Annotated in this window: 23 protein-coding genes; 14 read left to right on the top strand and 9 right to left on the bottom strand. The window is 64.2% G+C overall.

Going from position 1 to position 24,080, the window contains the following annotated elements:
• Positions 1–49: 49 nt before the first annotated feature.
• From OOZ51_RS08220 to OOZ51_RS08230, 3 genes are read right to left on the bottom strand one after another with little or no spacing between them, the layout of a single operon-like run.
• Entirely contained in the window at positions 50–442 is a 393-nt protein-coding gene (locus OOZ51_RS08220; RefSeq protein WP_265978838.1) for a nuclear transport factor 2 family protein, read from the bottom strand.
• On the bottom strand, positions 439–1,251 hold the full coding sequence (locus tag OOZ51_RS08225) for an SDR family NAD(P)-dependent oxidoreductase (protein WP_265978839.1): 813 nt from the start codon (positions 1,249–1,251) through the stop codon (positions 439–441). The genes OOZ51_RS08220 and OOZ51_RS08225 overlap by 4 nt, the downstream gene beginning before the upstream one ends.
• Positions 1,248–1,991, bottom strand: a complete 744-nt coding sequence (locus tag OOZ51_RS08230) for a hypothetical protein (RefSeq protein WP_265978840.1) — start codon at positions 1,989–1,991, stop codon at positions 1,248–1,250. Before OOZ51_RS08230 ends, OOZ51_RS08225 begins: the two co-directional genes overlap by 4 nt.
• A gap of 64 nt (positions 1,992–2,055) precedes the next feature.
• On the opposite strand from OOZ51_RS08230, the gene OOZ51_RS08235 reads away from it, so the two are divergent.
• Together OOZ51_RS08235 and OOZ51_RS08240 are read left to right on the top strand one after the other, a co-directional pair.
• The gene (locus OOZ51_RS08235) at positions 2,056–2,568 is read left to right on the top strand and encodes a MarR family winged helix-turn-helix transcriptional regulator (RefSeq protein WP_265978841.1); all 513 of its coding nucleotides are present in this window, start codon (positions 2,056–2,058) and stop codon (positions 2,566–2,568) included.
• A gap of 118 nt (positions 2,569–2,686) precedes the next feature.
• The gene (locus OOZ51_RS08240) at positions 2,687–2,989 is read left to right on the top strand and encodes a DUF4193 domain-containing protein (protein ID WP_265978842.1); all 303 of its coding nucleotides are present in this window, start codon (positions 2,687–2,689) and stop codon (positions 2,987–2,989) included.
• A gap of 40 nt (positions 2,990–3,029) precedes the next feature.
• Here OOZ51_RS08240 and OOZ51_RS08245 read toward each other — a convergent pair whose 3' ends face one another.
• Positions 3,030–4,568, bottom strand: coding sequence for a CYTH and CHAD domain-containing protein (locus OOZ51_RS08245; protein ID WP_265978843.1), 1,539 nt, complete (start codon positions 4,566–4,568; stop codon positions 3,030–3,032).
• 293 nt (positions 4,569–4,861) lie between these two features.
• Between OOZ51_RS08245 and OOZ51_RS08250 the strand changes: the two genes are divergently transcribed.
• The gene (locus tag OOZ51_RS08250) at positions 4,862–5,356 is read left to right on the top strand and encodes an ester cyclase (protein WP_265978844.1); all 495 of its coding nucleotides are present in this window, start codon (positions 4,862–4,864) and stop codon (positions 5,354–5,356) included.
• A gap of 341 nt (positions 5,357–5,697) precedes the next feature.
• On the opposite strand, the gene OOZ51_RS08255 is transcribed toward OOZ51_RS08250, so the two are convergent.
• The 4 genes from OOZ51_RS08255 to OOZ51_RS08270 form a co-directional block, all read right to left on the bottom strand.
• Positions 5,698–7,074: an MFS transporter gene (locus OOZ51_RS08255; protein WP_265978845.1), complete on the bottom strand. Its 1,377-nt coding sequence runs from the start codon at positions 7,072–7,074 to the stop codon at positions 5,698–5,700.
• 76 nt (positions 7,075–7,150) lie between these two features.
• Positions 7,151–7,492 (bottom strand): hypothetical protein, encoded by a 342-nt coding sequence (locus tag OOZ51_RS08260; RefSeq protein WP_265978847.1) that lies wholly within the window; start codon positions 7,490–7,492, stop codon positions 7,151–7,153.
• A 102-nt stretch (positions 7,493–7,594) separates the two neighbouring features.
• On the bottom strand, positions 7,595–9,304 hold the full coding sequence (locus tag OOZ51_RS08265; RefSeq protein WP_265978849.1) for an alkaline phosphatase family protein: 1,710 nt from the start codon (positions 9,302–9,304) through the stop codon (positions 7,595–7,597).
• Positions 9,305–9,527: 223 nt separating this feature from the next.
• Positions 9,528–10,391 (bottom strand): IclR family transcriptional regulator, encoded by an 864-nt coding sequence (locus OOZ51_RS08270; RefSeq protein WP_265978850.1) that lies wholly within the window; start codon positions 10,389–10,391, stop codon positions 9,528–9,530.
• Positions 10,392–10,531: 140 nt separating this feature from the next.
• On the opposite strand from OOZ51_RS08270, the gene OOZ51_RS08275 reads away from it, so the two are divergent.
• The 11 genes from OOZ51_RS08275 (at position 10,532) to OOZ51_RS08325 (ending at position 21,710) form a co-directional block, all read left to right on the top strand.
• Positions 10,532–11,197 (top strand): ABC transporter permease, encoded by a 666-nt coding sequence (locus OOZ51_RS08275; protein ID WP_265978852.1) that lies wholly within the window; start codon positions 10,532–10,534, stop codon positions 11,195–11,197.
• Entirely contained in the window at positions 11,190–12,224 is a 1,035-nt protein-coding gene (locus OOZ51_RS08280; RefSeq protein ID WP_265978853.1) for an ABC transporter ATP-binding protein, read from the top strand. Before OOZ51_RS08275 ends, OOZ51_RS08280 begins: the two co-directional genes overlap by 8 nt.
• Entirely contained in the window at positions 12,221–13,006 is a 786-nt protein-coding gene (locus OOZ51_RS08285; RefSeq protein WP_265978854.1) for an ABC transporter permease, read from the top strand. The genes OOZ51_RS08280 and OOZ51_RS08285 overlap by 4 nt, the downstream gene beginning before the upstream one ends.
• 126 nt (positions 13,007–13,132) lie before the next feature.
• Entirely contained in the window at positions 13,133–14,074 is a 942-nt protein-coding gene (locus OOZ51_RS08290; protein WP_265978856.1) for a glycine betaine ABC transporter substrate-binding protein, read from the top strand.
• Positions 14,071–14,658 (top strand): formaldehyde-activating enzyme, encoded by a 588-nt coding sequence (gene fae, locus OOZ51_RS08295; RefSeq protein ID WP_265978857.1) that lies wholly within the window; start codon positions 14,071–14,073, stop codon positions 14,656–14,658. Before OOZ51_RS08290 ends, fae begins: the two co-directional genes overlap by 4 nt.
• A 5-nt stretch (positions 14,659–14,663) precedes the next feature.
• Complete coding sequence (locus OOZ51_RS08300; RefSeq protein ID WP_265978859.1) at positions 14,664–15,767, top strand: mandelate racemase/muconate lactonizing enzyme family protein; 1,104 nt, start codon at positions 14,664–14,666, stop codon at positions 15,765–15,767.
• Positions 15,768–15,777: 10 nt separating this feature from the next.
• Complete coding sequence (locus OOZ51_RS08305; RefSeq protein WP_265978861.1) at positions 15,778–17,298, top strand: aldehyde dehydrogenase; 1,521 nt, start codon at positions 15,778–15,780, stop codon at positions 17,296–17,298.
• A 21-nt stretch (positions 17,299–17,319) separates the two neighbouring features.
• Complete coding sequence (locus OOZ51_RS08310) at positions 17,320–18,321, top strand: NAD(P)-dependent oxidoreductase (RefSeq protein WP_265978862.1); 1,002 nt, start codon at positions 17,320–17,322, stop codon at positions 18,319–18,321.
• Position 18,322: 1 nt separating this feature from the next.
• Positions 18,323–19,510 (top strand): iron-containing alcohol dehydrogenase family protein, encoded by a 1,188-nt coding sequence (locus OOZ51_RS08315; protein WP_265978863.1) that lies wholly within the window; start codon positions 18,323–18,325, stop codon positions 19,508–19,510.
• Positions 19,511–21,016, top strand: a complete 1,506-nt coding sequence (locus tag OOZ51_RS08320) for an NAD-dependent succinate-semialdehyde dehydrogenase (protein WP_416346362.1) — start codon at positions 19,511–19,513, stop codon at positions 21,014–21,016.
• A 16-nt stretch (positions 21,017–21,032) separates the two neighbouring features.
• Positions 21,033–21,710 carry an SDR family oxidoreductase gene (locus OOZ51_RS08325; protein ID WP_265978864.1) on the top strand — a complete coding sequence of 226 codons (678 nt, stop codon included), beginning with the start codon at positions 21,033–21,035 and terminating at the stop codon, positions 21,708–21,710.
• A 3-nt stretch (positions 21,711–21,713) separates the two neighbouring features.
• Here OOZ51_RS08325 and OOZ51_RS08330 read toward each other — a convergent pair whose 3' ends face one another.
• Positions 21,714–23,888, bottom strand: coding sequence for a transglycosylase domain-containing protein (locus OOZ51_RS08330; RefSeq protein ID WP_265978865.1), 2,175 nt, complete (start codon positions 23,886–23,888; stop codon positions 21,714–21,716).
• Positions 23,889–24,080 lie beyond the last annotated feature (192 nt).

A 24,080-nucleotide genomic window follows, 5' to 3' on the forward strand; every position in this document is an offset into this window, starting at 1 on the left:
TGGATGGGAAGGCGGCCTGTGCATCAAGTCATCCTAGTCAAGCGTGCCCTTATCTGGCAGGCTCCTCGGGCTGTGCCATCGGGGACAGATGCAGGCCTGCGAGCTGCCACCGCTCTCCCCTCCTGATCATGATCTGCGTAACGCGGAACTGGCCACTGGAAGGATGTCCGCGATAAGCGGCCGTCTGGTTCTGAATCCCAATAAGGACGGCCGAGTCTCCGTAGGTGCGGACGGTGTTGATGCTCCACTCGAACTGTTCGTTGACGAGGGCCGCTTCCTGGTAGCGCTGGAGCCACTGGGCTCGCGTGAGTACGAATCCGCGGGCGCCGACGGCGGTGAAGTCTTCTGCCAGCAGCCTGTCCAGCGCCGCCGCGTCAGTGTTTCGCTCCGCGCTTGCCCAGAGAAAGCTGAGCTCTTCGATGTCGGAATGCAGATCATTCATGGCTGGGTTCCCTTTCTGCTGGTGTTGAACGCGGGCGTTCCCGCCAGCCGGCCGCCGTCGACGGCGAGGACGGTTCCGGTGACGAACGAAGACTGTTCGGAGCAGAGCCAGAGGGCCGCTGCAGCGACTTCGGCCGGGGAGCCGATCCGCCCCAGCGGCACAGCTGCTGCGACGCGGTCCTGGGCGGATTGGCCCGCCCCGGCAAGCCGCTCGGTAAGAATGGGGCCGGGAGCGATCGCGTTGACCCGGATACCTTGCGAGGCGTAGTCCAGCGCAGCCACCCGGGTCAGGCCGCCGACGCCGAATTTGCTCGCCACGTAGCCGCTCATGCCAGCGACGCCTTGTTCGCCGGCGGTGGAGGACATGTTCACGATCGCCCCACCGTTCCCGCTTGCCAGCATGAGCTCGATTTCGTATTTCAGGCAGAGGAACACTCCCCGCAGGTTCACCGAGATTGCGCTGTCAAATTCCTCGCTGGCCCACTCGGCCAGGGGCGCCGGGATTCGCCCTCCGCCTGCGGCATTGTTGACCGCGGCATCGAGCCGGCCGAAGCGGTCCCGGATCTGGTCCAGCAAGGCTTTCACCGAGTCTTCATTGCCCACATCCGCAGGCATGGCCACGGCGTTCCCGCCAGCAGAAGCAATGGCGGAAACCTGGCGGGACAAGCCCGCGTTGTCCCGCGAGGCAAGAACGACGTGTGCGCCAGCGGCAGCCAGCTCAGCCGCGATCTCCGCACCGATTCCGCGGCTGGCCCCGGTGACGAGCGCGAGCTTGCCGGACAGCGGCAGGGTGGGATCCGCCGTCGTCATGGCCTAGCCCGGCTTGCGTGAGGCGCGTTTGCGCGGGGCTCTTGGTTCGCGGCCGCCCGGGTGCGCGGCAGCAGGAAACCGGCGGCTACAAGCCACAAGAGGCCACCGAACCGCCCGATCGGCAGCAGGAACTGCAGGGGTTCGATCGCCATCGAAAGGAAGCTCAACTCCGATAGGGCAGCGATGACGAGGCCGGTCCAGGCCAGCCAGCGGGGCATGAAGCGCAGGATCAGGGCAGGGACGGCGATACCCGCCACCAGCAGTCCGATCCCGACCACGAAGCCCACCCCTCCGGTGATGAACGCAAGAAACGCGAGTGCATGGGTGAGCGTGACATCCGTGGTGATTTCGGGCCGGCTCAGCAGCCAGGTCACAGAACCCGAGAGCATGAGGAAGATAGCTGCGCTGACGCCGCCGAAGAAACCAATGGCCGGTCCGGGAACGCGCACGCCGAGCCGAAGCTGCCGCGCGTAGACCGTGGCCGCGTAGATTCCCAACGGGACCGCTGAGCCGAACTGCAGCATGCCGCCGAGGCGCGTCGCCGCAACGTTTTGCTGGAAGAATGCGGCAACCTGCCCTTCAGCAGCGAATGGCGAAACGAACGCTTGGCCGCTTGTGAGGATTGCGGACGTGATGAGGCTGGCGAGGAAAATGCCCAGGCTGACCAAGGCAAGAATGCCCGGATGCGGACCGCCCGACCGGGCCGGACGGCCTTCGCCGGGAATCGAATGACTGCTCATGGCTGAACCTTTCGTAATTACGTCACTACTGAAATAGTTCACCTCTAGAATTGTTCTGTCAAGCATGTATTCTGAGTTCATGGATTCAGCCACGCCCAGCCAGCCGAAACGGACGGCATTTCTCTTGTCGCAGCTTGGCGCCGTGGCGTCGTCCCGCTTTGCTGACCGCACGCGGGAGATCGGCCTCACGCCGAGCGACGCCGGCGTCATACGCCTGCTCGGGCGCTCGCCGGGGTTGAGCCAGCGTTCGCTCGCGGACAGGCTGGGTGCCGTCCCTAGCCGCGTGGTTTCACTCATTGATTCCCTCGAGGAACGCGGGCTCGTGGAGAGGGTGCGCAGCAGCACGGATCGGCGGAACTATGAACTCCACCTCACGGAAGCGGGCAACGGGGTATTGCGTGAACTGCGCGGGATTGCCGAACAACATGAAGTGGAGGTCCTGGCCCCGCTGACAGGCGAGCAGAGCGCGCAACTTGGCGAGCTGCTCGCGCAGCTCGCAAATGGCCACGGGCTGGACAGGGACCTGCACCGTGACGTCGGACGGGACGTCCCTCGCGGCGCCGGGCGCAACGCCTGACCGGCTAAAGTGGCAGCGATGCGCACGTACTGATTTCTTCCCATTGTGGGGAATAACAGCCACATGGTGTATGTTGCACATTCGCCAGTCAATACACAAGAGAAGAGAAAAACCCCTAGTGGCAACCGATTACGACGAACTCCGCTCCGACGTCGCGGAATCCCAAAGCACGTCCCTTCAGGCCCTGCAGTCTGCCAACGCCCCGGACGCCCGAAGCGTAGTACGGGAGCTGGACGAGGCCGATGCTTTCGAAGGCAACGAGGTGCCCGGCGGCGAATTCGTTGCCGAAGAACTGGTCATTGCGGTGATCCCGCAGAAGGAAGACGAGTTCACATGCTACTCGTGTTTCCTTGTCCGTCACCGCTCCCAGATTGCCCTTGAGAAGAACGGCCACGCCTACTGCGTAGAGTGCGAAGGCTAAGCCTCCGCCGCTCTGCGCCTCTGCCACCCGGTCCCGCTCGTCACAGGGGATTCAAGCGATTTTTCTTGGCGACCTTTTCATAGCGGGCCTCGGAGTCTGTTGCTCGCTGCTCTTCGGCAGCGAGCAAGCGGCCAAGGGCCGAATTTTCCTCCAGCGGTCCATTGGCGTCACCTGCAAGGCGAAGCAGCACCGAGCGGGCCACAACACTGTCCTGGTGCTCCCCGAGGATTTTCTGAAGCTCCTGGGCGTCACGGGCCAGCTTCACGGCGGGTTTCCGGTGGACGTCCCGTAGCGCTTCGGCTGCGTGGCGCAGCCGTTTGGCGTCTTTGCGGACCTGGTGCAACGCGGTGTCGTGTTCGACGCCGGTCTGCCGGGCCGCTGCCTTCTGGGACCGGCGCAGCCGCTTGATCGCTTTGCCGGCCAGCTTGGCCGTGACACGACGGGCCTTCTTTCCAGCGCGTGGTCTTGTTGGAGGCTCGTCGCGGAACTTCTCCAGCTCCTCCAGGAGCCGGAAGTAGCGCTCCGTTCCCAGGGAGCGGAGTGTTTCGCGATATCCCGAGTTGAAGGCGGCCTCAAGCTCGTCCGTGATCTTGGTGGCAGCCGGACTGGACAAGAGGACATCGGGTTGGTCATTCAGCAGTTCCCCGATCCGGTCCCGTAGCACTTCGGCATCACGGGCCTTGCCCAGGACCGTGCTCAGCCATTTCAGTTCCGTCTTAAGCTGAGCCGTCGCGTCGGCGTCGAACAACCTGCCGTAGGCGGACAACACGGAGCGGAGCCGGCGGCAAGACGAGCGCATTTGGTGAACGGCGTCGTCGGCGCCTTGCCGGACTCCGGGATCCTGCGCCGTGATTTCGGCGATCTGTGCGGCGATGTACGCTACCACTGCGTCCCCCGCGGAACCCTTCGGGCGGGCCTTTGGCGGTAAAGGCACCGAGGGAGGCCACGCAGTCCCGAACGCACGGGCCAGTTTGGAAGGATGTCCTGAACGGGTGGCGCCGGCCTGCGACAGGACGTGCTCGGCGCTCTCCAAGAGGGCTTCGTCGCCGTGGACAAGTTCGATTTCCCACTCCCGCCATTGCCTCTCCAGTTGCGCCGGGTGCAAGGTCTCGGCAGTCACGTAGTCATCCACGAAGTCGGCCAAGGTCTCTTCCTCGCTTCCGTGCAGCCGGAGCAAGGTGCGGCGGGTATGGATCCGCGCTACCGGCCTAAGCTCATGGCCGCGCGTGAATACCAGGAGCTTCTCGGCCAGTTCCTCTGGAACGGTCTCAGGCTGTCCAAGCGGCGCGTGGATCTCCACACGGCTATCCTTGTCAGCCGGGAGCTTCAAATGCCAGCCCGAATCTGCGCCGCCGGTTCGGCGCCGCAAGGTGATGCGATGCCGGGCGAGGATGAGGCCTTCCGTGTCGAAGTAAACCGCCTCAAGTTGATGATCGGCGGGGTCAGCGACCTGTTCGACGCCGGTAATGTCCCCGAAAGCGGGAAGGGGCGTCTCAATGTCCGCGTCATACTTGCGTTCGGTTTCCACGAATTCCTGGGTCGACATGTCGCTTCCGCCCTTCTCGTCGCTGTGGTACATATAGGCATCCTCCCACCGCCCCTCTTGCGGGAAAAGACTTGCGCTGGCGCCCGCGGCAGGCATTTCGGGTGCAACGATTCGGGAGAGAACGTGGGCATGACGCTGCATCCTGTCTCTAGACCGGAACCGGCTCAGGCCCTAAGATCACTCTGACGGCACCAGCCCTGCGCTGAGCGATGTCCGTCACGGTCTCACCCTTAAGTGTGAGCGCCGGGCCCGTTCCGCGACTCCCAAAGGTCGTGGACGGGCCCGGTGGACCTCCGCTGGTCCAGTTATCCCGAGGAGGCTCTCCCGTGAGCGAAGCGAACAAAGAACTCGTGAGGCGGCACTTCCAGGAGATCTGGAACCAGAGGCAGCTGGACGTTTGCGATGAAATCATGGCGGACTCATACGTTGAACACGCACAGGCTCCTTTCGGGACTACCGAGCCGGGCGCCGTCGTCGGTCCCCGCGCAATGCGCGAAACGGTGCAGTGGCTGCTTGCCCAGTTCCCCGACATCACCATGACGGTCGAAGCGATTGCCGCCGACGGCGATACCGTCGCGGTCCGCGTTTTGTCCGAAGGCACCAATCTCGGGCGGCTTAACGGGCGGGGCCCGGCCACTGGAAAACGCATGTCGGCCCGTCAATCGCACTGGTTCAGGATCGAGGACGGCAAGCTGGCTGAGCATTGGGCCACCCGTGATGACCTCACGGCGATGCTCCAGTTGGGCGTCGTCAAACAGCCCGGTCCGCCGAAAATCGTCGCGATGATCCAGCGCCTGGCGGGCCGCCGAAGCGGGACGTGAGCCCTCGGCGGTGCACTCATTGGGCGCGGCGCCGTCGACCGCTGGGCGTGTGGGGCGATTGCCCCGATAGTTACAGAGTAATTACTCGTAGATGGGTGACGGCAACCCGACAACGGAGGATGCTTGATTGTTGGGAGGGAAAATCATGACACGAGATGTGACTCATTTCGAGCGCCTTTCGGCGTGGACCGAAAACGACATGAAGCCGGCCGCTCGCAAGCTTTTGCGTGGCGATGACATGCCTTCCGATGCACGGGAAGCCAGCCGTCCGTCGCCCTTGGACTTCCAGATCCCTGAGGAACTGGACCGCGCCTTGGAGTCGGCTTCCCAAACGCTCAGCCTTACGCCCAGCGAGATCTTGCGCGAGGCCCTGTCCGAATGGCTGGGAAGTCACGGACAGCCGGCCACCGGCCATCATCCGTTCGGGAAACACACCGCGCTGTAACGTGCGCCGGACTGCAGGTCATAGAGCCGCAGTCCCTAGTGGAAGCCGCCCTGAGCAGCGTCTCCGTGACGGGCCGATCGAAATGGCGAGGCTGCCAGGAAAAGCGCAGCAGCCGCGAATCCCCCGATAGCGATCCACAGCGTCGGTTGGTACCCGATTGATACCCGATTGATACCGCGAGTAGACCCCCGGCGGGCGCGCCGACCACGATCATCGCCCGGTTCGCGGACCGTATGGTGGTGTTCATGCGTCCTTGGAGGTGGTCCGGAGTAACCGCCTGCCGGTAACCCATCTCGTTCGCATTGCTCAGCCCGAGGGCGAGCCCGTAGAGGGCCTGGCCCGCGGCCAACACGGGAATCACGAACCACTTCTGCCCGCTACCGGTGGGCACGACGGCGATGATCGCCCAAGCGATCGACATGAGGCAATTGCAGATGATCACCGCCCGTCCGGCTCCCCATTTCATCCCGAACCGGGTCGAGAAGCTGCTTCCGAGCAGCCCGGCGACGCCGGCTGCGGCCAGGGTGATGCCCAGTTCGAACGGGGACAACCTCAGTTCCAGCAGGACGAATGCAACGAACACCGTTCCGAGCATGCTGTTGGAGAGGAACCACACGTGGGATCCGATCGCCATCGGTGCGAGAACCCGGTGCCTGTAGACCCACCGGAGTCCTTCGGCGATCTCGGCACGAAGACTTCGCAAGGACGCGTCGGATCTCTCCACGGGCTCCGCAACGCGAATCCGGGAGATCGCCAGCGCGGAAAAGAGATAGGACACGGCGTCGGCGAGGACCGCCACGGGAGCTCCGAGAAGCGTGACCAGTCCGCCAGCTACGAGGGGACCGGAGGTCTGGGCGACGGCATCGCTTTGGTCGGCCCTGGCGTGGGCTGCCAGCAGATCCTGTTTAGCCACGATCCTTGGGAGGAACGACTGGGACGCGGCGTCACCGAAGAGGGAGAACACGCCGAAGAAGGCAACGAAGACGATCAGGACAACAAGGTTCAGCCATCCGAGCGCGTAGAGCAGCGGAATGGCCAACAGCAGGATGCCCCGTGCGAGGTCTGTTCCCACGAGTATGGGCTTCCGTCGCCGCCGGTCGACGAGCGCGCCGGCGACTAGCCCGAAAAAGAGATAAGGAAGCCACCGGGCAGCGTTCAGGAGGCCGACGTCAGTGGCAGTGCCGTGAAGCGATTCCACCACCAGGACCTGCAGCGCCAACGTGGTGATGTAGGTTCCGAAACCCGACACCGTGTACGCCGACCAAAAAGCCACGTAGCCGGGAATCCGGAAAACGTCCCGAGGGCTGGGCGTCCACGGCCAGCCCTCGGGTACGGAGCGCAAACTGCCCTTAGCTGCCGCAGTACTTGCCGTAGTTGGTGCCCGCGTTTTGGTAGTCGGCCTTCAGCGTGTTGAGCTTCGCGGCATCCGGGTTGTCTTTTACGGACTCGTCCAGATAGTCCACGATTGCCTTAAGCGTGGGCTTCAGCTCATCCGAGGAAACGGCCACAATGGGGCGGATCTGGTTGGCGAACCGGATCATTCCGGTCTTGTCGGTGCTGTTCGTGGGGTTCGAGATGACGGTTTTGACCCGGCTGCACGTGTCCGCGGTGCTCAGCTGCTGCGGTGCGGAGCAGGCTGAAGCGGAGAGGAGGAGCCCGGCCGCGAGCAGGGTTGTGGTGATTTTCTTCATGGTTCCCTCAGTAGTTGCTGACGTTTGATTGTAAGCAGACCTCGCGTGGCGCCCAATGCGGATTTAGCGGCCGGACCCCTCCAGCGTTTGTTTTGCGCCGGATTAGCGCCGGGGGAGGACCTTGGTCCCTTCAATCTGCACGGCCTGCAGCTTGTTCGGATCCAGTCCAAGCGTCTTCAGGATGGTCGGCGCAATCTGTGTCGTCTCCACGGTGCTGGTCACTGTCCGGGCGTGTTCGTCATTGGCACCGGAGACCACCAGCGGCACATCGCGGTCGTCCGCGCTGGTTCCGCCGTGTTCGGCGATCTTGGACTTTCCGCCGGTGTAGACCACGCCGGTCTGGGCGATGCCCAGGATGTCCGGGTAACGGGAATCGCTGGTTTGGGTGCCGAAGTAGCCAGCAACCTCGCTGCCCGCGTAGATCTTGCCCAGTCCCGATCCTGTCACGGTCTTGGCAGCACCGTTGATGTCGTTCCCGGCGGCCGAGTGCGCTGCCAGGTAGTCCTTGGCGAACTGCGCCGCTGCCTGCGAGTGGTCCGAAAGCCACAGCTGCATGATGTCGTCGTCGGTGGAGAACGCCACGAGGTCTGCGGAGCCGGGGTGGGCGGACTTCCAAGCTGCGTTCAGGCCATCGACGATTGCGCTGTCAGGCACCCTCGTCAGTGTCGAAGAGTCCATCGGGGACTGTCCGTGCTTGGCCGAGAGGATCACGGTGGTGTCTTTTGCGTGGCCCGAAGCGGCCAGCGCGGATTCGAGCTTGCCCACCGAAGCGTTGACGAAGTCAAGTGCCTTGCTAAGCAGAGGGCCCGGAACGACGCCGCCCTGGAGGTAACCCCCGCTGAGGCCGTCCGACGTCGGGAGCTTCTGTGCCGTCGAGACGGACTGGAAGTTCATTCCGAAGATGGCCGGCACGGCGGCCGCCTTGGTGCCCGAATGGTCCTTGCCGCCGATTTCGTTGAGCACTGCCTGGACCTTGTAGCCGTCGTACTGCTGGGTCGCGGCGTTGTCCTGCGTCCAGTCGCCGGTGAACGGAGCGGCGGCCTTGCTATTGATTTCCGGGGTGAACAGGTCATCCAGGCCCTTGCCTGAAGGGCCGTTCAGGATTTCGTAGGCCGGGTGCTTGTCCGACCACGCAGTGGTCAGCCCAGCGCTCTTCGCCACTTCGAAAACCGTGTTGACTTTCAAATACTGGTGTGGGTAGACCGGCTTGCAGCTCGCCGGGTCAACCGGGAGGGCTGCCGGGTCAAGGAGTGTACCGGGCTGTCCCGTCATGTTCAGGATGCTGGCCGGAAGCCCGGGCAGGCCCTGGCCGGCGTCGAGGGCGTTCTGGTTCTTGTCTGCGGCCTCGGTGAATGCCACCTCGGCGCCGGGCGCGGTATTCTTGCAGTCAGTTGTGCCTGCAGGCAGCAGCGTCCTGTTGAAAGTGTCGTCATAGTAGACGCCGGTGGTTCCGGGATTGCCGCCAGTCAGCTGGCCGACCATGCCGGGAAAGGAGTCCGAGGGCACCGGGGTCTGCGCGTGCGTGTAGCTGGTGCCGTGATTGACGAGCGATGCAAGGGCCGACGTCGGGTGGTTCTTCACGTACAAATCCAGGTCCTTCTGGTGGAGGCCGTCCACCGAAAGCAGCAGGACATGCTTTGAGGTTTCGCCCTGCCCGTCTTGGCCGTTGTTGCCATCGGATCCCTGCTGGCCCTGGGCGTCCTGGCCGCGGGAAGCGTCGTCGGCAACCGCCGGCACCATTGCGGATCCGGCCATCAGCACGGCCCCTAGAACCGCTGCCGCGGCAAGCCCGTTTTTCTTGGCTGTCTTCATCGGAATTAGACCCTTCGCTATGCGTTGCTTTATCGACTGAAAGTGAGTCCCCGGACGATTCTTGCCGCGCGGAGGGGTGCCCGTCCCGCGGTTTTCGCGTCACCGCTGAAACGTTCACGACAGGTTCAATCAGAAGTAGCCGAACTCTTCCGGAACTCACAGGAAAAACCGCGTACCCCCGGGGTGACCGGGGGTACGCGGTTTTATGGAACGGAGCCTACGCCTACCCGACAGGCGCACCCAGTGATGCCGAGAACTCCATTGCCACTTTCGCTGCCAGCGCCCCGGCTTGCTCCAGATGGCGGCCGAAGCGCTGTTTCGGGGCACTGACATTGAATGCCGCCACGATTCTCTTCTTGAAGTCGTACACAGGGGCCGAAACGCCCACCACCCCGAGTTCGAATTCTTCGTCCACCACTGCATAGCCGCGCCTGCGGATCAGGGAAATTTCGGCGCAGAGGTCCTCGAAAGTCTGGATTTTGTTGGGCCGATGACAGGGCTGGCCCTGTCCTGCCTCCAGTGCCAAGGGGGAGAGATCCTGCAATTCCGAGGCTTTGGCGGCGTTGGTGTTGTACCAATCGCGCAGGGCTGTGGCATCCCAGTCACTGACCAGCACCCGCCCGGAGGACGTGCCCCAGGCGTCCACGCTGACGCCTTCCCAGCCGAGTGCCCTGTAGGTGTGGTTGGACATCTCACTCTTCAGCGTCAGCACTGTGCCGCCACGCAGGACGCAGAGGTGCGTGGTTTCGTGGGTTGCCGCCGATACTCGCTTGAGGAACGGCGTCGAGGCGCTGACCATCCGGGCCTCGGCGGTCCGGGCTGCCAGGGCATAGAGCCCGTATCCGAGGCTGTAGAGCAGGCTGTCCGGGTCCCTGTCGACCAGGCCGGCTTCCGCAAGAGTGGCAAGGGTCCGGGATACCTGGGCTTTGTCCCGGCCCGCAATCTCCGCCACCTTGCTGACGCCTAATCCAGAGGCGGCAACGGACTCCGGTGATCCCAGGATTTCCAGGAGCTCCAGATCGCGCCGCAGGCCCGATGAATTGCGCCGCGCAGGACGGGCGGCCGCTGAGGCATTTGAGTCATTCACAAAACGACCATAGCAATGTCGAGTTGACATATCAACAACTCGCATTGCGCAAAAGGGAACCAACCCCCTACCGTTGTGGCATGGCTCACGCAGTTGTGAGTCCCCATCCTTGACCCGACGAAGTGAAAAGGAGGATCACGTTGAACGACTCGTTCTTCTCGGACTTCGGTTTGTTCCTCACCAAGAGATCGGCAGATATCGCCGAATCCGCCACCCAGCATCTTGTGGTTGTTTTGGTTTCCCTGCTGATTGCCACGGTTGTCGGCGTCGGCATCGGCGTGCTTGTCTGGAACAAACCGATCAGCCGCTCGGTAGCCATTGCCGGCGCCGGCGTCGGCCTGACTATCCCTTCAATGGCCCTCTTGGCACTGCTCATCCCGGTGTTGGGCCTCGGCTGGACCCCCACCATTGTGGGACTGGCCTTTTACGCGCTGCTGCCCATCATCCGCAACACGGTAGTGGGGCTGCGCGAGGTTCCGCCCGCCGTCTCCGAATCCGCCCTCGGAATGGGAATGGGAACAGTAAAGACGCTGTTCCGAGTGCAACTGCCCATGGCGTGGCCTGTGGTCCTCACCGGCGTGCGCGTCTCAGCGCAGCTCTCCATGGGCATCGCCGCCATCGCCGCCTATGTGGGCGGACCAGGCCTGGGCGAAATGATCTTCAAAGGCCTGTCCAGCCTCGGTTCCAAGAATGCCCTCAACTTCGCCGTCGTCGGAACCGTCGGTGTCATTATTCTCGCCCTGTTGCTGGATGCAGCGTTCGTCCTCATCCGCCGCCTCACTACCTCAAGGGGACTTCGTGTCTGAAACAATCTCGCGTCCAGCCGCCGGCGCCCGGATCGTCCTCAAAGACGTCACCAAGACCTACCCCGGCCAGGCCGGACCCGCCGTCGATTCCTTCTCCATGGACATCGCCCCCGGCGAGCTGATCATGTTCGTTGGCCCTTCCGGCTGCGGCAAGACCACCACCATGAAGATGATCAACAGGATTATTGAGCCGACGTCGGGATCCATCACCATCGACGGCGAAGACATCCTCTCCCTGAACCCCAACGAGCTCCGCCGGCGGATCGGCTACGTGATCCAGCAAATCGGCCTGTTCCCGCACATGACCATCGCCGAGAACATCTCCGTGGTCCCCAAGCTGCTCGGCTGGGACAAGAACAAGACCCAAGCCCGCGTCGAAGAGCTGCTCTCCGTCGTCGAACTGGACCCCAAAGTGTTCGCCTCCCGTTACCCGCGCCAGCTGTCCGGCGGCCAGCAACAGAGGGTAGGCGTTGCCCGGGCACTCGCGGCGGATCCGCCCGTCATGCTCATGGACGAGCCTTTTGGTGCAACAGATCCCATCACCCGCGAAAAGCTGCAGAGCGAATTCCTCCGCCTGCAGGAAAAGCTGAGCAAGACGATCGTGTTCGTCACCCACGACTTCGACGAAGCGGTCCGGCTCGGCGACCGGATCGCGGTCCTGTCCGAACGCTCGCAGATTGAGCAATTCGACACGCCGGCAAACATCTTGGCACATCCCGCCAACGACTATGTCTCGCAGTTTGTCGGACACGGCGCGGCCCTCAAGCGGCTGGGACTGATTCCGGTGAACCAGGCCACGCTAGGCCCGAGCGTCGCCGCCCACGGTGCCTTCGAGATCAGGCTCAATGACTCGCTCCGCGATGCCCTGGATGCCTTGGTCCTCTCCGGCGGAAGCCCGGTGGCCGTGGTCAACGGGCAGGGCCGGGCCGTCGGCTCCATCGACATCGAGAAGATATCCGCCGTCCTGGGCGCCGACGTTCTGCCGGACGCATTGGCCGGCGGAACTTTGAGGGGAGTCCGGCCATGACGGCCCAAGCCACCCTGGATCTTTCTACGGCCTTCGGAACAGCATCCAACCGACGCGGGAAGTACTTCTCCGTCAAGCGCTTCGGGACCCCGGTTGTCATCGTCCTCGCTCTGCTGGCCTTGTTCTTGTGGCTCGGATCGCTTTCCTTGGACTCGATCGAACAACGGACCTTGAACTGGCAATACCTCCAGGACCGGACTTTCGAGCACTTGCGGTTGACCGTTGTGGCGTCAGCGATCGTTGCAGTCATTGCCATCCCGGCTGGCATCGCGCTGAGCCGCATCCACTCAAGGACCGTCCATGCGGTGGTTTTCGGCATCGCCAACATTGGCCAGTCCACTCCGGCAATCGGCCTTGTGATCCTGTTGGCCATTGTCTGGAAGCTCGGCTTCGAAGTGGCCCTGGTGGGCTTGGTGGCCTACTCGGTCCTACCGGTTCTACGGAACACCTTGGTGGGACTGGAACAAGTGGATTCGAGCCTCACTGAAGCAGCCAGGGGAATGGGCATGCACCCCCTCCAAGTCCTCACCCGGATCGAACTTCCCTTGGCAATCCCGGTGATCGTGGCCGGCCTGCGCACCGCCTTGGTGTTCTGCATCGGCGTGGCCACGGTTGCCACCTTCATCAACGCCGGCGGACTGGGCGACATGATCGTCAACGGCCTCAAACTCCAGCGCTGGCCAGTGCTGATCACCGGAGCCGTGGTGGTCTCCTGCATCGCGCTGGCCATCGACTGGATCGCGGGGCTGGCCGAAGACCTACTCAAGCCGAAAGGCCTCTGAGCCTCCACGCCGTGAACCGCGGGGCCCTGAGCCTCCAGGCATCCGAGTCCCCCATCAAGAACCACACCCCAAACCCTCCAAGCGTTCCCCCAGTGGCGCCTGCCCACTTCAGCAAAAGGACCCAACATGAAGAAACCAGTACTCGCACTCCTGGCCACCGGCGTCGTTGCCGCCCTGAGCCTCACCGCATGTGGTGGCTCCGCCAGCTCGTCCACGGACACGGCCAAGGGCAAAGAGCTCGACGGACTGACAGGAGTCTTCGGCGCCAAGGACTTCTCCGAGCAATTCATCCTGTCAAACATCACCAGCCAGGTGCTCAACGCCCACGGCGCCAAAACCACCACCAATACCAAGGTGGTTGGCTCCGCCAACGTCCGCACCGCTTTCGAAACCGGCCAGTTCGCGGGCTACTGGGAATATACGGGTACGTCCTGGATCACCTACAACAAGCAGACCAAGCCGATCAAGGACAAAAAAGAAATGTTCGACGCCGTGAAGGCCGCCGATGCCAAGAAGGGCATCGCGTGGCTGGACCCGGCCCCGCTGAACAACACCTACGCCTTCGCCATCCGCGAGGACAAGGCCAAAGAACTGAACATCAAGTCCCTCTCCGACATCGCCAAACTCCCGGCAAAAGAGCAGACCTTCTGCATGGAGAGTGAATTCTCCACCCGCGACGACGGCTGGCCCGGACTGAAGAAGGCCTACGGCCTGAGCCCCGACGCGAAAGTTTCCATGCTGGACACCGGCGTCATCTACACCGCCACCCAGAAGGGCCAGGACTGCAATTTCGGTGAAGTCTTCGAAACGGACGGCCGCATCTCGGCGCTGAAGCTCCAGGTCATGCAGGACGACAAGCAGTTCTTCCCGATCTACCAGGGCGCCCTCACCATCAAGGCAGACATGCTCGCCAAGTACCCCGCCGTCGCGGACATCATGGCAAAGGTGTCCCCGAAGCTCACCACTGAGGTCATGCAGAAGCTCAATGCCAAGGCCGACGTCGACGGAGACGATCCGGACAAGATCGCCACCGAATGGCTGAAGTCGGAAGGACTGATCTCGGAATGACTGCCGAACACGTCGACCTGCACGATCAGCCGGTGCAAGCGGTAGAGATGCACGCGGCAGAGACGCACTCAGTACAGGCACACACGGTACAGATCGGGGAATCGTTCATCGGCGACGGCGTCAACGCAGCCCACGTGAACACGGTCCTCGGTCACAGGGCCGGCCCAGCCGGCACCGCCTGGGCTACGGCGCTGGCAACACCCAGCGCCGGGCATGTCCCCTTCGTCACCGTCCTCCGGCCCTCCCTGCCGGTCAAGCCGTTGACCTTGTTCGTCACCAAGTCTGCGCCCGCCAACGAACAACACGGCAACCTCATCTGGGGCGCCGCACAGGCAGGCATCGCCGCCGGCGTCGCGGATGCCTTGGCGAACGGCACCGTCACGGCAGAACAGGCCGATTCCCATGTGGTGATCGCCGCCGTCTGGGTCAACCCGGGCGCGGACAGCGAGGACGCCGTCTACCGCAACAACCGCGAGTCCGCGCGCACCGCCCTGGAAAACGGGGCACAACAGTTGCCTTCAACAGCGGCCGTGATCGAGGCACGCAACTCCCCGTCCAATCCCTTCTTCACTCCGCGAGGCTGACCACAATGAAGATCACCGCCATCCGGCTGACCCGCATGGTTTTGCCCCTCGACCCGCCCTTCAACGCCGCGTGGGACCCGGTACCGCGCACTTCCTTCCCGGCCACGCTGGTGGAAGTGGAAACGGACGAGGGCATCACCGGCGTCGGCTCGGGCGACACTATGGACGGCTTCGAGGCCTACGAGCACCTGTTCATCGGCACGGACCCGCTGGCCATCCTCAACCAGGTCCGCCGCATCGAGACCATCAACTTCCATGGCGGCCGCTACTGGCCCTTGGAAGCGGCGCTTTGGGACATCATCGGCAAGGTGGCCGAGCTGCCCGTGGCCATACTCTTCGGGGGAGCTCGCAACAAGCTGCTGGCCTACGCCTCTTCCGGCGAACTGAAGGCCCCGGCAGCCCGGGCCGAATCCGCGCTCGCTGCCAAGGACCGGGGCTTCAAGGCGATGAAGATCAGGATCGCCCGGGACCACCTCCAGGAAGGCGTGGAATCCGTCCGTGCGGCCCGCGAAGCCGTCGGTAGCGATTTCGACCTCATGGTGGACCTCAACCAGATGTGGCGCATGAGCGGGGACATCGAACCGGCGCTGGAGCTGGCCAAGGTCCACAAGCTCGCAACACAACTGGCTGAACTGGGCGTCCGCTGGCTCGAAGAGCCGCTCCCGCAGGCTGACATCAAGGGTGCCCAGCGCGTCCGCGAGCAGACCGGCATCCAGGTTTCTGGTGGCGAAATGGTCCGCAGCATGCCCGAGATGATGGCCCTCATTGAGGCCGATGCCTACGACATCTACCAGCCGGATGTCGCCCTGGCAGTAGGGATGTACCGGGCCCGGCAGGTAGCCGAGACAGCCAACCTCAAGCACCGTTTCTTCACCCCGCACACGTGGAGCAACGGCCTCGGCCTGTTGGCCAACTTGCACGTGGCCGCGGGCGTGGACGCGGGGCCATACTTGGAATTCCCGTACGATCCGCCGGGCTGGACCCCCGAACGCCGCGACTTCTTCATGGAGCCGCTGGACATCGACGCCGACGGTGCGCTGCGGGTGCCCGACCTTCCGGGCCTGGGCGCCGTTATCGACTACGACGCCGTCAAGAAGTATTCGGTCTAAGGAACCCGCAATGACAGCAACAAAGAACGACTGGATCCAGCGGGCGGGCGCCCAGCGCCCATCAACTGGTTTGTACATCGACGGCGGCTTCCGCGACGCCCGCGGTGGCGAAACGTTTCCCACGGTCTTGCCGCGAGATGGCTCGGTGAGCGCCCACGTAGCGGCCGCGGGGGAGCAGGACGTTGACGACGCCGTCGCGGGCGCCCACCGCGCCTTCGAAGCCGGCGTGTGGTCCAGGACGGACCGGCGCCACCGCCAACAGGTCCTCACGCGGCTCTCCGAACTCATCCTGGAGAACCTCGAGGAACTCGCCCTGTTGGAGTCCACGGATAGCGGCCACCCGATCGGCGATGCGCTCGCCGTCGACGTTCCAAGCTGCGCCCGGACCTTCCGCTGGTACGCGGAAGCACTCGACAAGGTGTATGACGACGTCGCGCCCACACCCCGCAACGCGCTCGCCATCATCTCGCGGGAACCGCTCGGCGTGATCGGCGCGGTGGTTCCCTGGAACTACCCGTTGATCATCTCCGCCTGGAAGGTGGCCCCGGCCTTGGCGGCCGGCAACTCCGTGGTCCTCAAGCCTTCCGAACAGACGAGCCTCAGCGCCCTGCGCTTGGCCGAGCTGGCCACCGAGGCCGGCGTCCCGGACGGTGTGTTCAACGTGGTTCCCGGCCTGGGACATGTGGCCGGAGCCGCCCTGGGACGCCACCCGCTGGTGGACAAAATCACCTTCACCGGATCCCCGGAGGTGGGCAGGTATTTCCAGCGTTACGCCTCCGAATCCAACGGCAAACAGGTGGCGTTGGAGCTGGGCGGAAAGTCGCCTCAAGTAGTGCTGCACGACGTCGGCGACATCGGAGCGTGCGCGTCCGCCGTCGCATGGGGCATCTTCTACAACGCCGGCCAGACCTGCCACGGCGGCTCCCGCCTCCTCGTGGACGAGCGCGTGCATGACGAACTGCTCGAAGAGGTCATCAAGGTAGGCCGTTCCCTGCAGCTTGGGGACCCACTGGACCCTGCAACACAGGTCGGCGCCATCGTCGACGACCGGCAGCTGGAGAGCATCCTGGGCTATTACGGCATCGCTCAATCCGAGGGAATCACCATCGCCAGCGGAGGCACTCGGATCCGTCCGGCCGGCGTCGAAAACGGCTACTACCTGGAGCCCACGGTCCTGGACCGGGTCAACAACTCCGGACGCATCGGCCAGGAGGAAATCTTCGGGCCGGTCCTGGCCGTCAGCACGTTCCGCGGCGCCGCGGAGGGAGTCCGGATGGCGAACGACAGTAAGTATGGGCTCGCCGCAAGCGTTTGGACGCAGGACATCACCAGGGCACACACCGTGGCCCGAGAATTGCGCGCCGGCACGGTTTGGGTGAATACCTTCGACGTCGCAGACATCATCACGCCCTTCGGCGGCTTCAAGGAATCCGGCTTCGGCAGGGACCGTTCCCTGCATGCTTTGGACGCCTATTCCGCCCTGAAAACAACATGGATCAACCTGGGCGACGCAGCCCTGGATGACGCCTGACTCCCGGAATCGAGACTTGATATGACAGCAACAACCCACGCCCGTGCCGCTGGCGCGGCCTCGCCTGAAGTGCCCTTCATCCCCGGAACCGCCCGCATCGGCTTCATCGGGCTCGGCAACATGGGCTCCGGCATGACCCGCAACCTCCAGGCCGCCGGCTTCCACCTGGTTGTCAACGACGTCCGCAAGGAATCCGCAACCGAGCTCCTCGCCAATGGCGCCGAATGGGCGGATACCGCAGCGGCAGTCGCCGCCGGCTCCGACGTCGTGATCACAATGCTCCCCACGCCAAAGCACGTTGAATCCGTCGCCATGGGCCCGGAAGGCATCCTTGATGGAATGCCCGACGGCGGGACATGGGTGGACATGTCCACTTCTGTTCCGGAGGTGGCCAACCGGGTCCGCGAAGCCGGGGAGGCCCGTGGCGTCCGCGTCCTGGACGCGCCCGTGAGCGGTATGTCCGTGGGGGCCGCGAATGGCATGTTGCAGATCTTCGTCGGCGGCGAGGCTGCCGACGTCGAGCGCCTCCGCCCCGTGTTCCAAGCGATGGGCGATCCCGAGCGGATTCTGCACGTGGGCGGCCACGGAGCAGGCTACGCAGTGAAGCTCATGATCAATCAGCTGTGGTTCTCCCACCTCGTAGCCACCGCAGAGGTCCTGAGCATCGGAGTGAAGGCCGGCGTGGACTTGGAAGTCCTGCGGCAGGCCCTCATTGCCAGTCCGGCCAACTCGAACTTCGTCCAGAACGATGTCCTGTCCATCCTGAACCACGGCGACTACGACGAAGGTTTCGCGATAGCCCTGGCCTGCAAGGACCTCGGCCTCTCCGTGGACCTGGCCCGTTCCGTGGGGGTCCCCGTGGAGCTGTCTTCGCTCGTGGAACAGCTCTACCGCCGGGCGAAGGCCCTCTACGGCGACAAAGCCGGCGAAATGACCCCCGTGAAACTCTACGAAGACGCCATCGGCGTAAAACTGCGGACCGTCCCGACAACCGTCCCCGCAACTGCAGCAGAAGGAGCCTGATATGCACACTCGGATGCAGATCCATGCGGAGCTGGCCTCCACCGAACTGACCCTGGACCCCAAACCAACGGCCTACTTCGGCCGCGGAAAGGTCACCGAGGTGGGCGGGATCGTGGCCGCGCTCGGTGCCAAGTCGGCGCTGATCGTCACGGACCCGTTCCTCGCGACCACCGACGTCGTGGCAGCCGTCCGGGCCTCGCTTGAGACAGCCGGACTGGGCGTCGCCGTATTCGGCGGCGTCACCCCCAACCCGACCACCACCTGCGTCGATGCTGGCTCGGACCTGGCCGCGTCCTCCGGAGTGGACGTCCTCGTGGCTGTTGGCGGCGGCTCGTCCATGGACGCGGCCAAGGGGATCTCGCTGGGCGCCGTGAATCCGGCCCGCGGTGCAGGGCTGGATTACAGCAACCACTTCGCCAACCCGGCGCTGCCGATCGTGGCGGTCCCGACGACGGCCGGCACCGGCGCCGAAGTCAACGCTTTCGGTGTGGTCACCGACGTCGAGGCCCACCGGAAGTTCTACGTCGGCCACGAATCCGCGCTGCCCAAGGCCGCCGTCCTCGACCCCGAGCTGACGCTCGGACTGCCGCCGAAGGCGACCGCCGCCACGGGAATGGATGCGCTCACCCATGCGATCGAGTCCTACTCCTCCATCCGACGGAACCCCTACTCGGACGGCATCGCCCTCCAGGTGGTGTCCATGGTGGCCGAGTTCCTGCCCCGCGCTGTGGCTGACGGATCGGACCTTGAGGCCCGCTCTCAGCTGCTCCTGGCCTCGCACATTGCCGGCGTCGGCTTCTCGCACACCGGCCTCGGCTTGGTCCACGCCATCGCCCACCCGCTGGGCGGCCGCTTCAACATCCCGCACGGCTTGGCGCTGTGCCTGGTGATCGAGGACGTGCTCCGGCTGAACCTCCGTAACCGCCTGGACCGCACTGCCCGCTTGGCTTTCGCCCTGGGCGTGGGGGATACCGCAGCCACGGTCGAGGCAAACGCAGAAGCCGCGATCACCGCCGTCGCCGCCCTGGCCCGGGAAGTCGGCATGACGGCTCGACTAACTGATTTCGGCGTCACCGCAGCGGACTTGGATTCGCTCGTGGAAGACACGCTGGCCGACGCCGTCATCAACAACACCCCCGTGCCGCCCACCGCCGTCGAAATCCGCACGATCCTCGAGAAAGCACTGTAAGTGGAAAACACCCTTGCCCCCACCGCGACCGCAGCCACAGCGACGGACCCGGAACGTGAGTTCATCGCAACGCTGCCGAAACAGCTGTTCATCGACGGCGAATGGACCGGCGCGTCCGACGGCGCCACCTCACCGGTCGAGGACCCCTCCACGGGTGCCACGTTGGCTTGGATCGCGGATGCTTCACCGTCCGACGGGGAGCGCGCGCTCGCCGCCGCGGCCCGGGTCCAGGACAGCTGGGCGGCGACACCGCCGCGCGAACGCGGCGAAATCCTGCGCCGCGCCTTCGAGCTGGTCACCGCGCGTGCCGAGGATTTCGCCCTGGCCATGACCCTGGAAATGGGAAAACCATTGGCAGAATCGCGGGGAGAGGTGGCCTACGGCGCCGAGTTTCTGCGCTGGTTTTCCGAGGAAGCCGTGCGTATCTCGGGCCGCTATTCCATTGCGCCGGATGGTAAGTCCCGGCTTCTGGTGACCAAGAGGCCCGTGGGTCCGTGCCTGTTCATCACGCCGTGGAACTTCCCGCTGGCCATGGCCACCCGCAAGATCGCGCCGGCCGTGGCCGCAGGCTGCACCATGGTGCTCAAGCCGGCCAATCTGACCCCACTGACGGCCCTGCTGCTCACCGAGGTGTTCCAGGAAGCGGGCCTGCCTGCGGGCGTCTTGAACGTTATCCCCACCACGCGCCCGGGCGAGGTGACAGGACCGTTGATCCGTGACAGCCGGCTGCGGAAATTGTCCTTCACCGGTTCCACCGGAGTGGGCAGGCAGCTCATCGCCGACTCCGCCCACCAGGTGCTGCGCACCTCCATGGAACTGGGCGGCAACGCGCCGTTCCTGGTCTTCGAGGACGCGGACCTGGACGCGGCCTTGGACGGGGCCATGCTGGCCAAGCTGCGGAACATGGGCGAGGCCTGCACAGCGGCCAACCGCTTCATTGTGCACGAATCACTCGCCCTACAGTTCAGCCAAGGCCTCGCGGACCGAATGGGTTCCCTCAGGCTTGGCCGCGGCTCAGCGGATGGCACCAACATTGGGCCGCTCATCGATGCCAAGAGCCGCGCCAAAGTCGATGAATTGGTACAGGACGCCATTGCCGGGGGAGCCACCGCACTTTCTGGGGGCGCGCCGTCGGGCGGTGAGGGCTATTTCTACCCGCCCACCGTGCTGACGAACGTGCCGTCTACCGCGCGGATTCTGCAGGAGGAAGTCTTCGGACCGGTGGCGCCCGTGGTCAGCTTCCGCACCGAGGCCGAAGCGATCGCCCTGGCCAACCACACCGAATTCGGGTTGGTGGCCTACGCCTACACCCGGGACCTGAACCGCGGCATCCGGCTTTCCGAGCGGGTGGACGTGGGCATGTTCGGGCTGAACACCGGCATCGTGTCCAACCCCGCGGCCCCGTTCGGTGGCGTCAAGCAGTCCGGCCTGGGCCGGGAAGGCGGCACCGAAGGGATCGAGGAGTACCTGGAAACCCGCTACATCGGAATCGCGGATCCGTCCTGATGGGAACGCGAGCGTAGTGCGGATCATCGTGACGGGCGGCACCAGCGGGATCGGTGCCGCCCTGGTCCGGGAATCGCTCCGCGCCGGCCACTCCGTTTTCACCACTGGACGCGATGCCGGCCGGCTCGCGGCGTTCCTGGAGTCGTGCTCCGGGCTGGGGCGCGTGGGTGGCGTTGTGGCGGACGCCGGGGACTGGGAACAGACCCGTGACGCCGTCGCTGCGGCAGGGGACTTCCTGGGCGGAATCGACGTCGCGGTGGCCAACGCCGGTTTTTCCGCCCCAGGGGACCTTACCGACGGCGACCCGGAACATTGGCGGGACATGGTGCTCACCAACGTCTACGGTCCCGCGATACTGGCCAAGGCCACCCTGCCGCAGCTCACCGCCCACCGCGGGCACATGGTGCTCATGGGCAGCACAGCGGGGCGCAAGGTATATCCCGGGAACCTCTACACGGCCACCAAATGGGCCGTGACCGGTTACGCCGAATCCCTCCGTCAGCAGCTCGTGGGAACGGGTGTCCGGGTGCTGCATATCGCGCCCGGCCACGTGGACACTCCCTTGTGGAAGAAAGCTCCCGACGCCGCCATCGCGCCGGAGTCCGTGGCAGGAACTATGCTCTGGGCACTCTCCCAGCCACCCGGCGTCGACGTGTCCGAAGTGATGATCCGGGCCACGGGACAGGAGTTCTGAAGCTCACGGGGAAGGACGCGGCGTCGGCGTCCCCACCATCGACGCGGGCGGCGCCGGGAAGGCGGCCGCCGGGTAGAGCCCGGCCACTTGTGTCATGTAGTTGGCCCATTGCGGCCCGGCCAGCATGTAGCCGTCGACGGCGGTGTAGAACTTGCCGTTGATTGTCACGTTCTGGCCCGCTCGGCTCTGTCCCGCCATAGTGTCGCCGAAGAAGGACGCCGTGGCGAGCCCTGTGGTGAACCCGACTACCCAGGTGGACCCGTTGCTATTGTTCGTTCCCGTTTTCGCGGCGGTGGGGAAGTGGTCCTGGACTTTGGGTTGGATGTAAATGCCGGAGCCACGTTTGAGGACGTCTTGGAGCACTGAGTTGACCCCGCGGGCAACCTCGGGTTTGACGGCGTCCCGGCAGGAACTGGCCTGGGCGGGCAGCCTTGCACCGCCAGGATCCACCACACTCACAATGGCGATCGGCGAGCAGTACTTGCCGTCGTTGGCGAAGGTGGCAAAGGCGTTGGCCAGCACAAGGGGCGCTACTTCGGTGCCGCCGAGGAGGTTGCCCAGCTGGTGCATGTTCACGGGGGCGTTGTCCACGCCGTTGTGGAGACCCACAGCATCCACCACTCTTTGGATGCCGCAAAAGTCCAGTTGCGATGCCTCGGCAAAAGTGGCGGTGTTGATGGAGTTGTAGAGCCCGTAGTTGACGGGCATCGACCGGTAGTATCCCTCATCGTTGTTGCGGAGGTCGTCCGCTGTGCCAAGGCCGGCAATTTTCTGGGCCGTGCTGTAGCCGCCCAGCACCTTCCCGCAGCTGTCTTTCCAAGGGAATCCGAGCGGATACTCCCTCCGCGACGCGTCCACCACCGTCGTCATGGATTTGCCCTCGTTGAGCCATTCCGTGAAAGTGAAGGGCTTCATGGCGGAACCTGGCTGGAACCCTCCGGCTCCGTTGAGGTCATTGCCGTTCGCGTCCTTGGAGTCAACGTTGAAGTTCAGTTGCGTATCGAACTTCCCAGGCTGGGGCAGAAATACCGTGTTCTGTGCCATGGCCAGGATCTTGCCCGTGCCTGGCTGCACTGAGACCAAGGAGGCGCCCCATTTGTCCGCGTTGGCCCCTGCCGTGGCATCGACCTGGGCTTGAGCCGCTGCCTGCAAGCGGCTGTCCAGTGTGGTGGTGATGGTCAGGCCGCCGCGGTAGAGCAGCTGTTCCCGGTCCGCGACGTTGGCACCGTACGCGGGGTTGTTGAGGATCAGATGGGAGATGTAGTCGCAGAAGTAGGGCGCCATGTCCGCGGCGGCGCAGCCCTGCTTCCCAGCGGTGATGGTGAGTTTGATGGGGGTAGCGACGGCCGCCGCATACGCTGCCTGTTGGATCTTGCCCTGCGCGAGCATGTCGGCCAGCACTAGGTTGCGTCGCTTGATGGAGTTGTCCGGATGGACGGAGGGGTCGTAGTAGCTGGGGCTGTTGACCAGGCCGGCGAGCAGGGCCGCTTGTGGAAGGCTGAGGTCCTTGGCAGAGACGCTGAAGAAATGCCGCGCTGCGGCTTCAATGCCGTACGCATCCCGATTGAAGAACACAATATTCAGGTAGCCCTCAAGGATCTGGTCCTTGCTGAACTTCTTCTCCAGTTCAACGGCGAGCTTCATCTCGCGCAGCTTGTCACCGAGGGTTTTCTGACCGCTGAGCACAACCTCCTGGGTCTTGCCTGCCGCCAAGCGGGACTCGTTGAGCACGTTGGTCACGTACTGCTGGGTCAGTGTCGACGCGCCCTCCTTGGCGCCCTTGGTCAGGTCGGCCGCGACGGCCCGGAGAATCCCTTGGGGGTCTATTCCGCCGTGCTCGTAGAAGCGGCTATCCTCGACGGCGACAATCGCGTCCTTGATGTAGGGGGACATCTGGTCGAGGCCGACCCTCACCCGGTTCTCCGCATAGAAGGTAGCGATGGTCTTTCCGTCGGAACTGAGAACTTTGGTGGACTGCGACGGCGCGTTGACTACCAGATCACCCGGAAGGTTGTCGAAGTATTGGATCGAGCCGCTGACGGCCATGCCGGCCGACGCCACACCGGGAATCACCAGACCGGCAGCCAATACTCCACAAACGGCGCTCACGACGAAGAATCCGATGACCCTCCAGAGGGTCGCGGCCACACCCTTTTTTGGGTTGCTCTTTGACGCCATTTTTCCAGCTATCAACCGTGCGTGTATCCAGAGTACGCCGCCATTACACGCTTCAAACAGGCCCAAAAATCCGTGGCGGCACGGCAACACGGTTATGTTCGTCACTTCGCCCGCGTGCTGGCGGGAATCGGCGTTTTGCCGGATGCATACTGATGATGTTCGGGTGCGTGATGGAAGGCAGGTGGGCGGCCG

It is taken from the genome of Arthrobacter rhizophilus, assembly GCF_026241105.1.
Taxonomy (GTDB): Bacteria; Actinomycetota; Actinomycetes; order Actinomycetales; family Micrococcaceae; genus Arthrobacter.

Excerpts from the sequence above, each read along its gene's own strand:
- OOZ51_RS08220 (WP_265978838.1), bottom strand. The coding sequence starts at position 442 with ATGAATGATCTGCATTCCGACATCGAAGAGCTCAGCTTTCTCTGGGCA.
- OOZ51_RS08225 (WP_265978839.1), bottom strand. The coding sequence starts at position 1,251 with ATGACGACGGCGGATCCCACCCTGCCGCTGTCCGGCAAGCTCGCGCTC.
- OOZ51_RS08230 (WP_265978840.1), bottom strand. The coding sequence starts at position 1,991 with ATGAGCAGTCATTCGATTCCCGGCGAAGGCCGTCCGGCCCGGTCGGGC.
- OOZ51_RS08235 (WP_265978841.1), top strand. The coding sequence starts at position 2,056 with ATGTATTCTGAGTTCATGGATTCAGCCACGCCCAGCCAGCCGAAACGG.
- OOZ51_RS08245 (WP_265978843.1), bottom strand. The coding sequence starts at position 4,568 with ATGTACCACAGCGACGAGAAGGGCGGAAGCGACATGTCGACCCAGGAA.
- OOZ51_RS08260 (WP_265978847.1), bottom strand. The coding sequence starts at position 7,492 with ATGAAGAAAATCACCACAACCCTGCTCGCGGCCGGGCTCCTCCTCTCC.
- OOZ51_RS08265 (WP_265978849.1), bottom strand. The coding sequence starts at position 9,304 with ATGAAGACAGCCAAGAAAAACGGGCTTGCCGCGGCAGCGGTTCTAGGG.
- OOZ51_RS08285 (WP_265978854.1), top strand. The coding sequence starts at position 12,221 with ATGACGGCCCAAGCCACCCTGGATCTTTCTACGGCCTTCGGAACAGCA.
- OOZ51_RS08290 (WP_265978856.1), top strand. The coding sequence starts at position 13,133 with ATGAAGAAACCAGTACTCGCACTCCTGGCCACCGGCGTCGTTGCCGCC.
- fae (WP_265978857.1), top strand. The coding sequence starts at position 14,071 with ATGACTGCCGAACACGTCGACCTGCACGATCAGCCGGTGCAAGCGGTA.
- OOZ51_RS08300 (WP_265978859.1), top strand. The coding sequence starts at position 14,664 with ATGAAGATCACCGCCATCCGGCTGACCCGCATGGTTTTGCCCCTCGAC.
- OOZ51_RS08305 (WP_265978861.1), top strand. The coding sequence starts at position 15,778 with ATGACAGCAACAAAGAACGACTGGATCCAGCGGGCGGGCGCCCAGCGC.
- OOZ51_RS08310 (WP_265978862.1), top strand. The coding sequence starts at position 17,320 with ATGACAGCAACAACCCACGCCCGTGCCGCTGGCGCGGCCTCGCCTGAA.
- OOZ51_RS08315 (WP_265978863.1), top strand. The coding sequence starts at position 18,323 with ATGCACACTCGGATGCAGATCCATGCGGAGCTGGCCTCCACCGAACTG.
- OOZ51_RS08330 (WP_265978865.1), bottom strand. The coding sequence starts at position 23,888 with ATGGCGTCAAAGAGCAACCCAAAAAAGGGTGTGGCCGCGACCCTCTGG.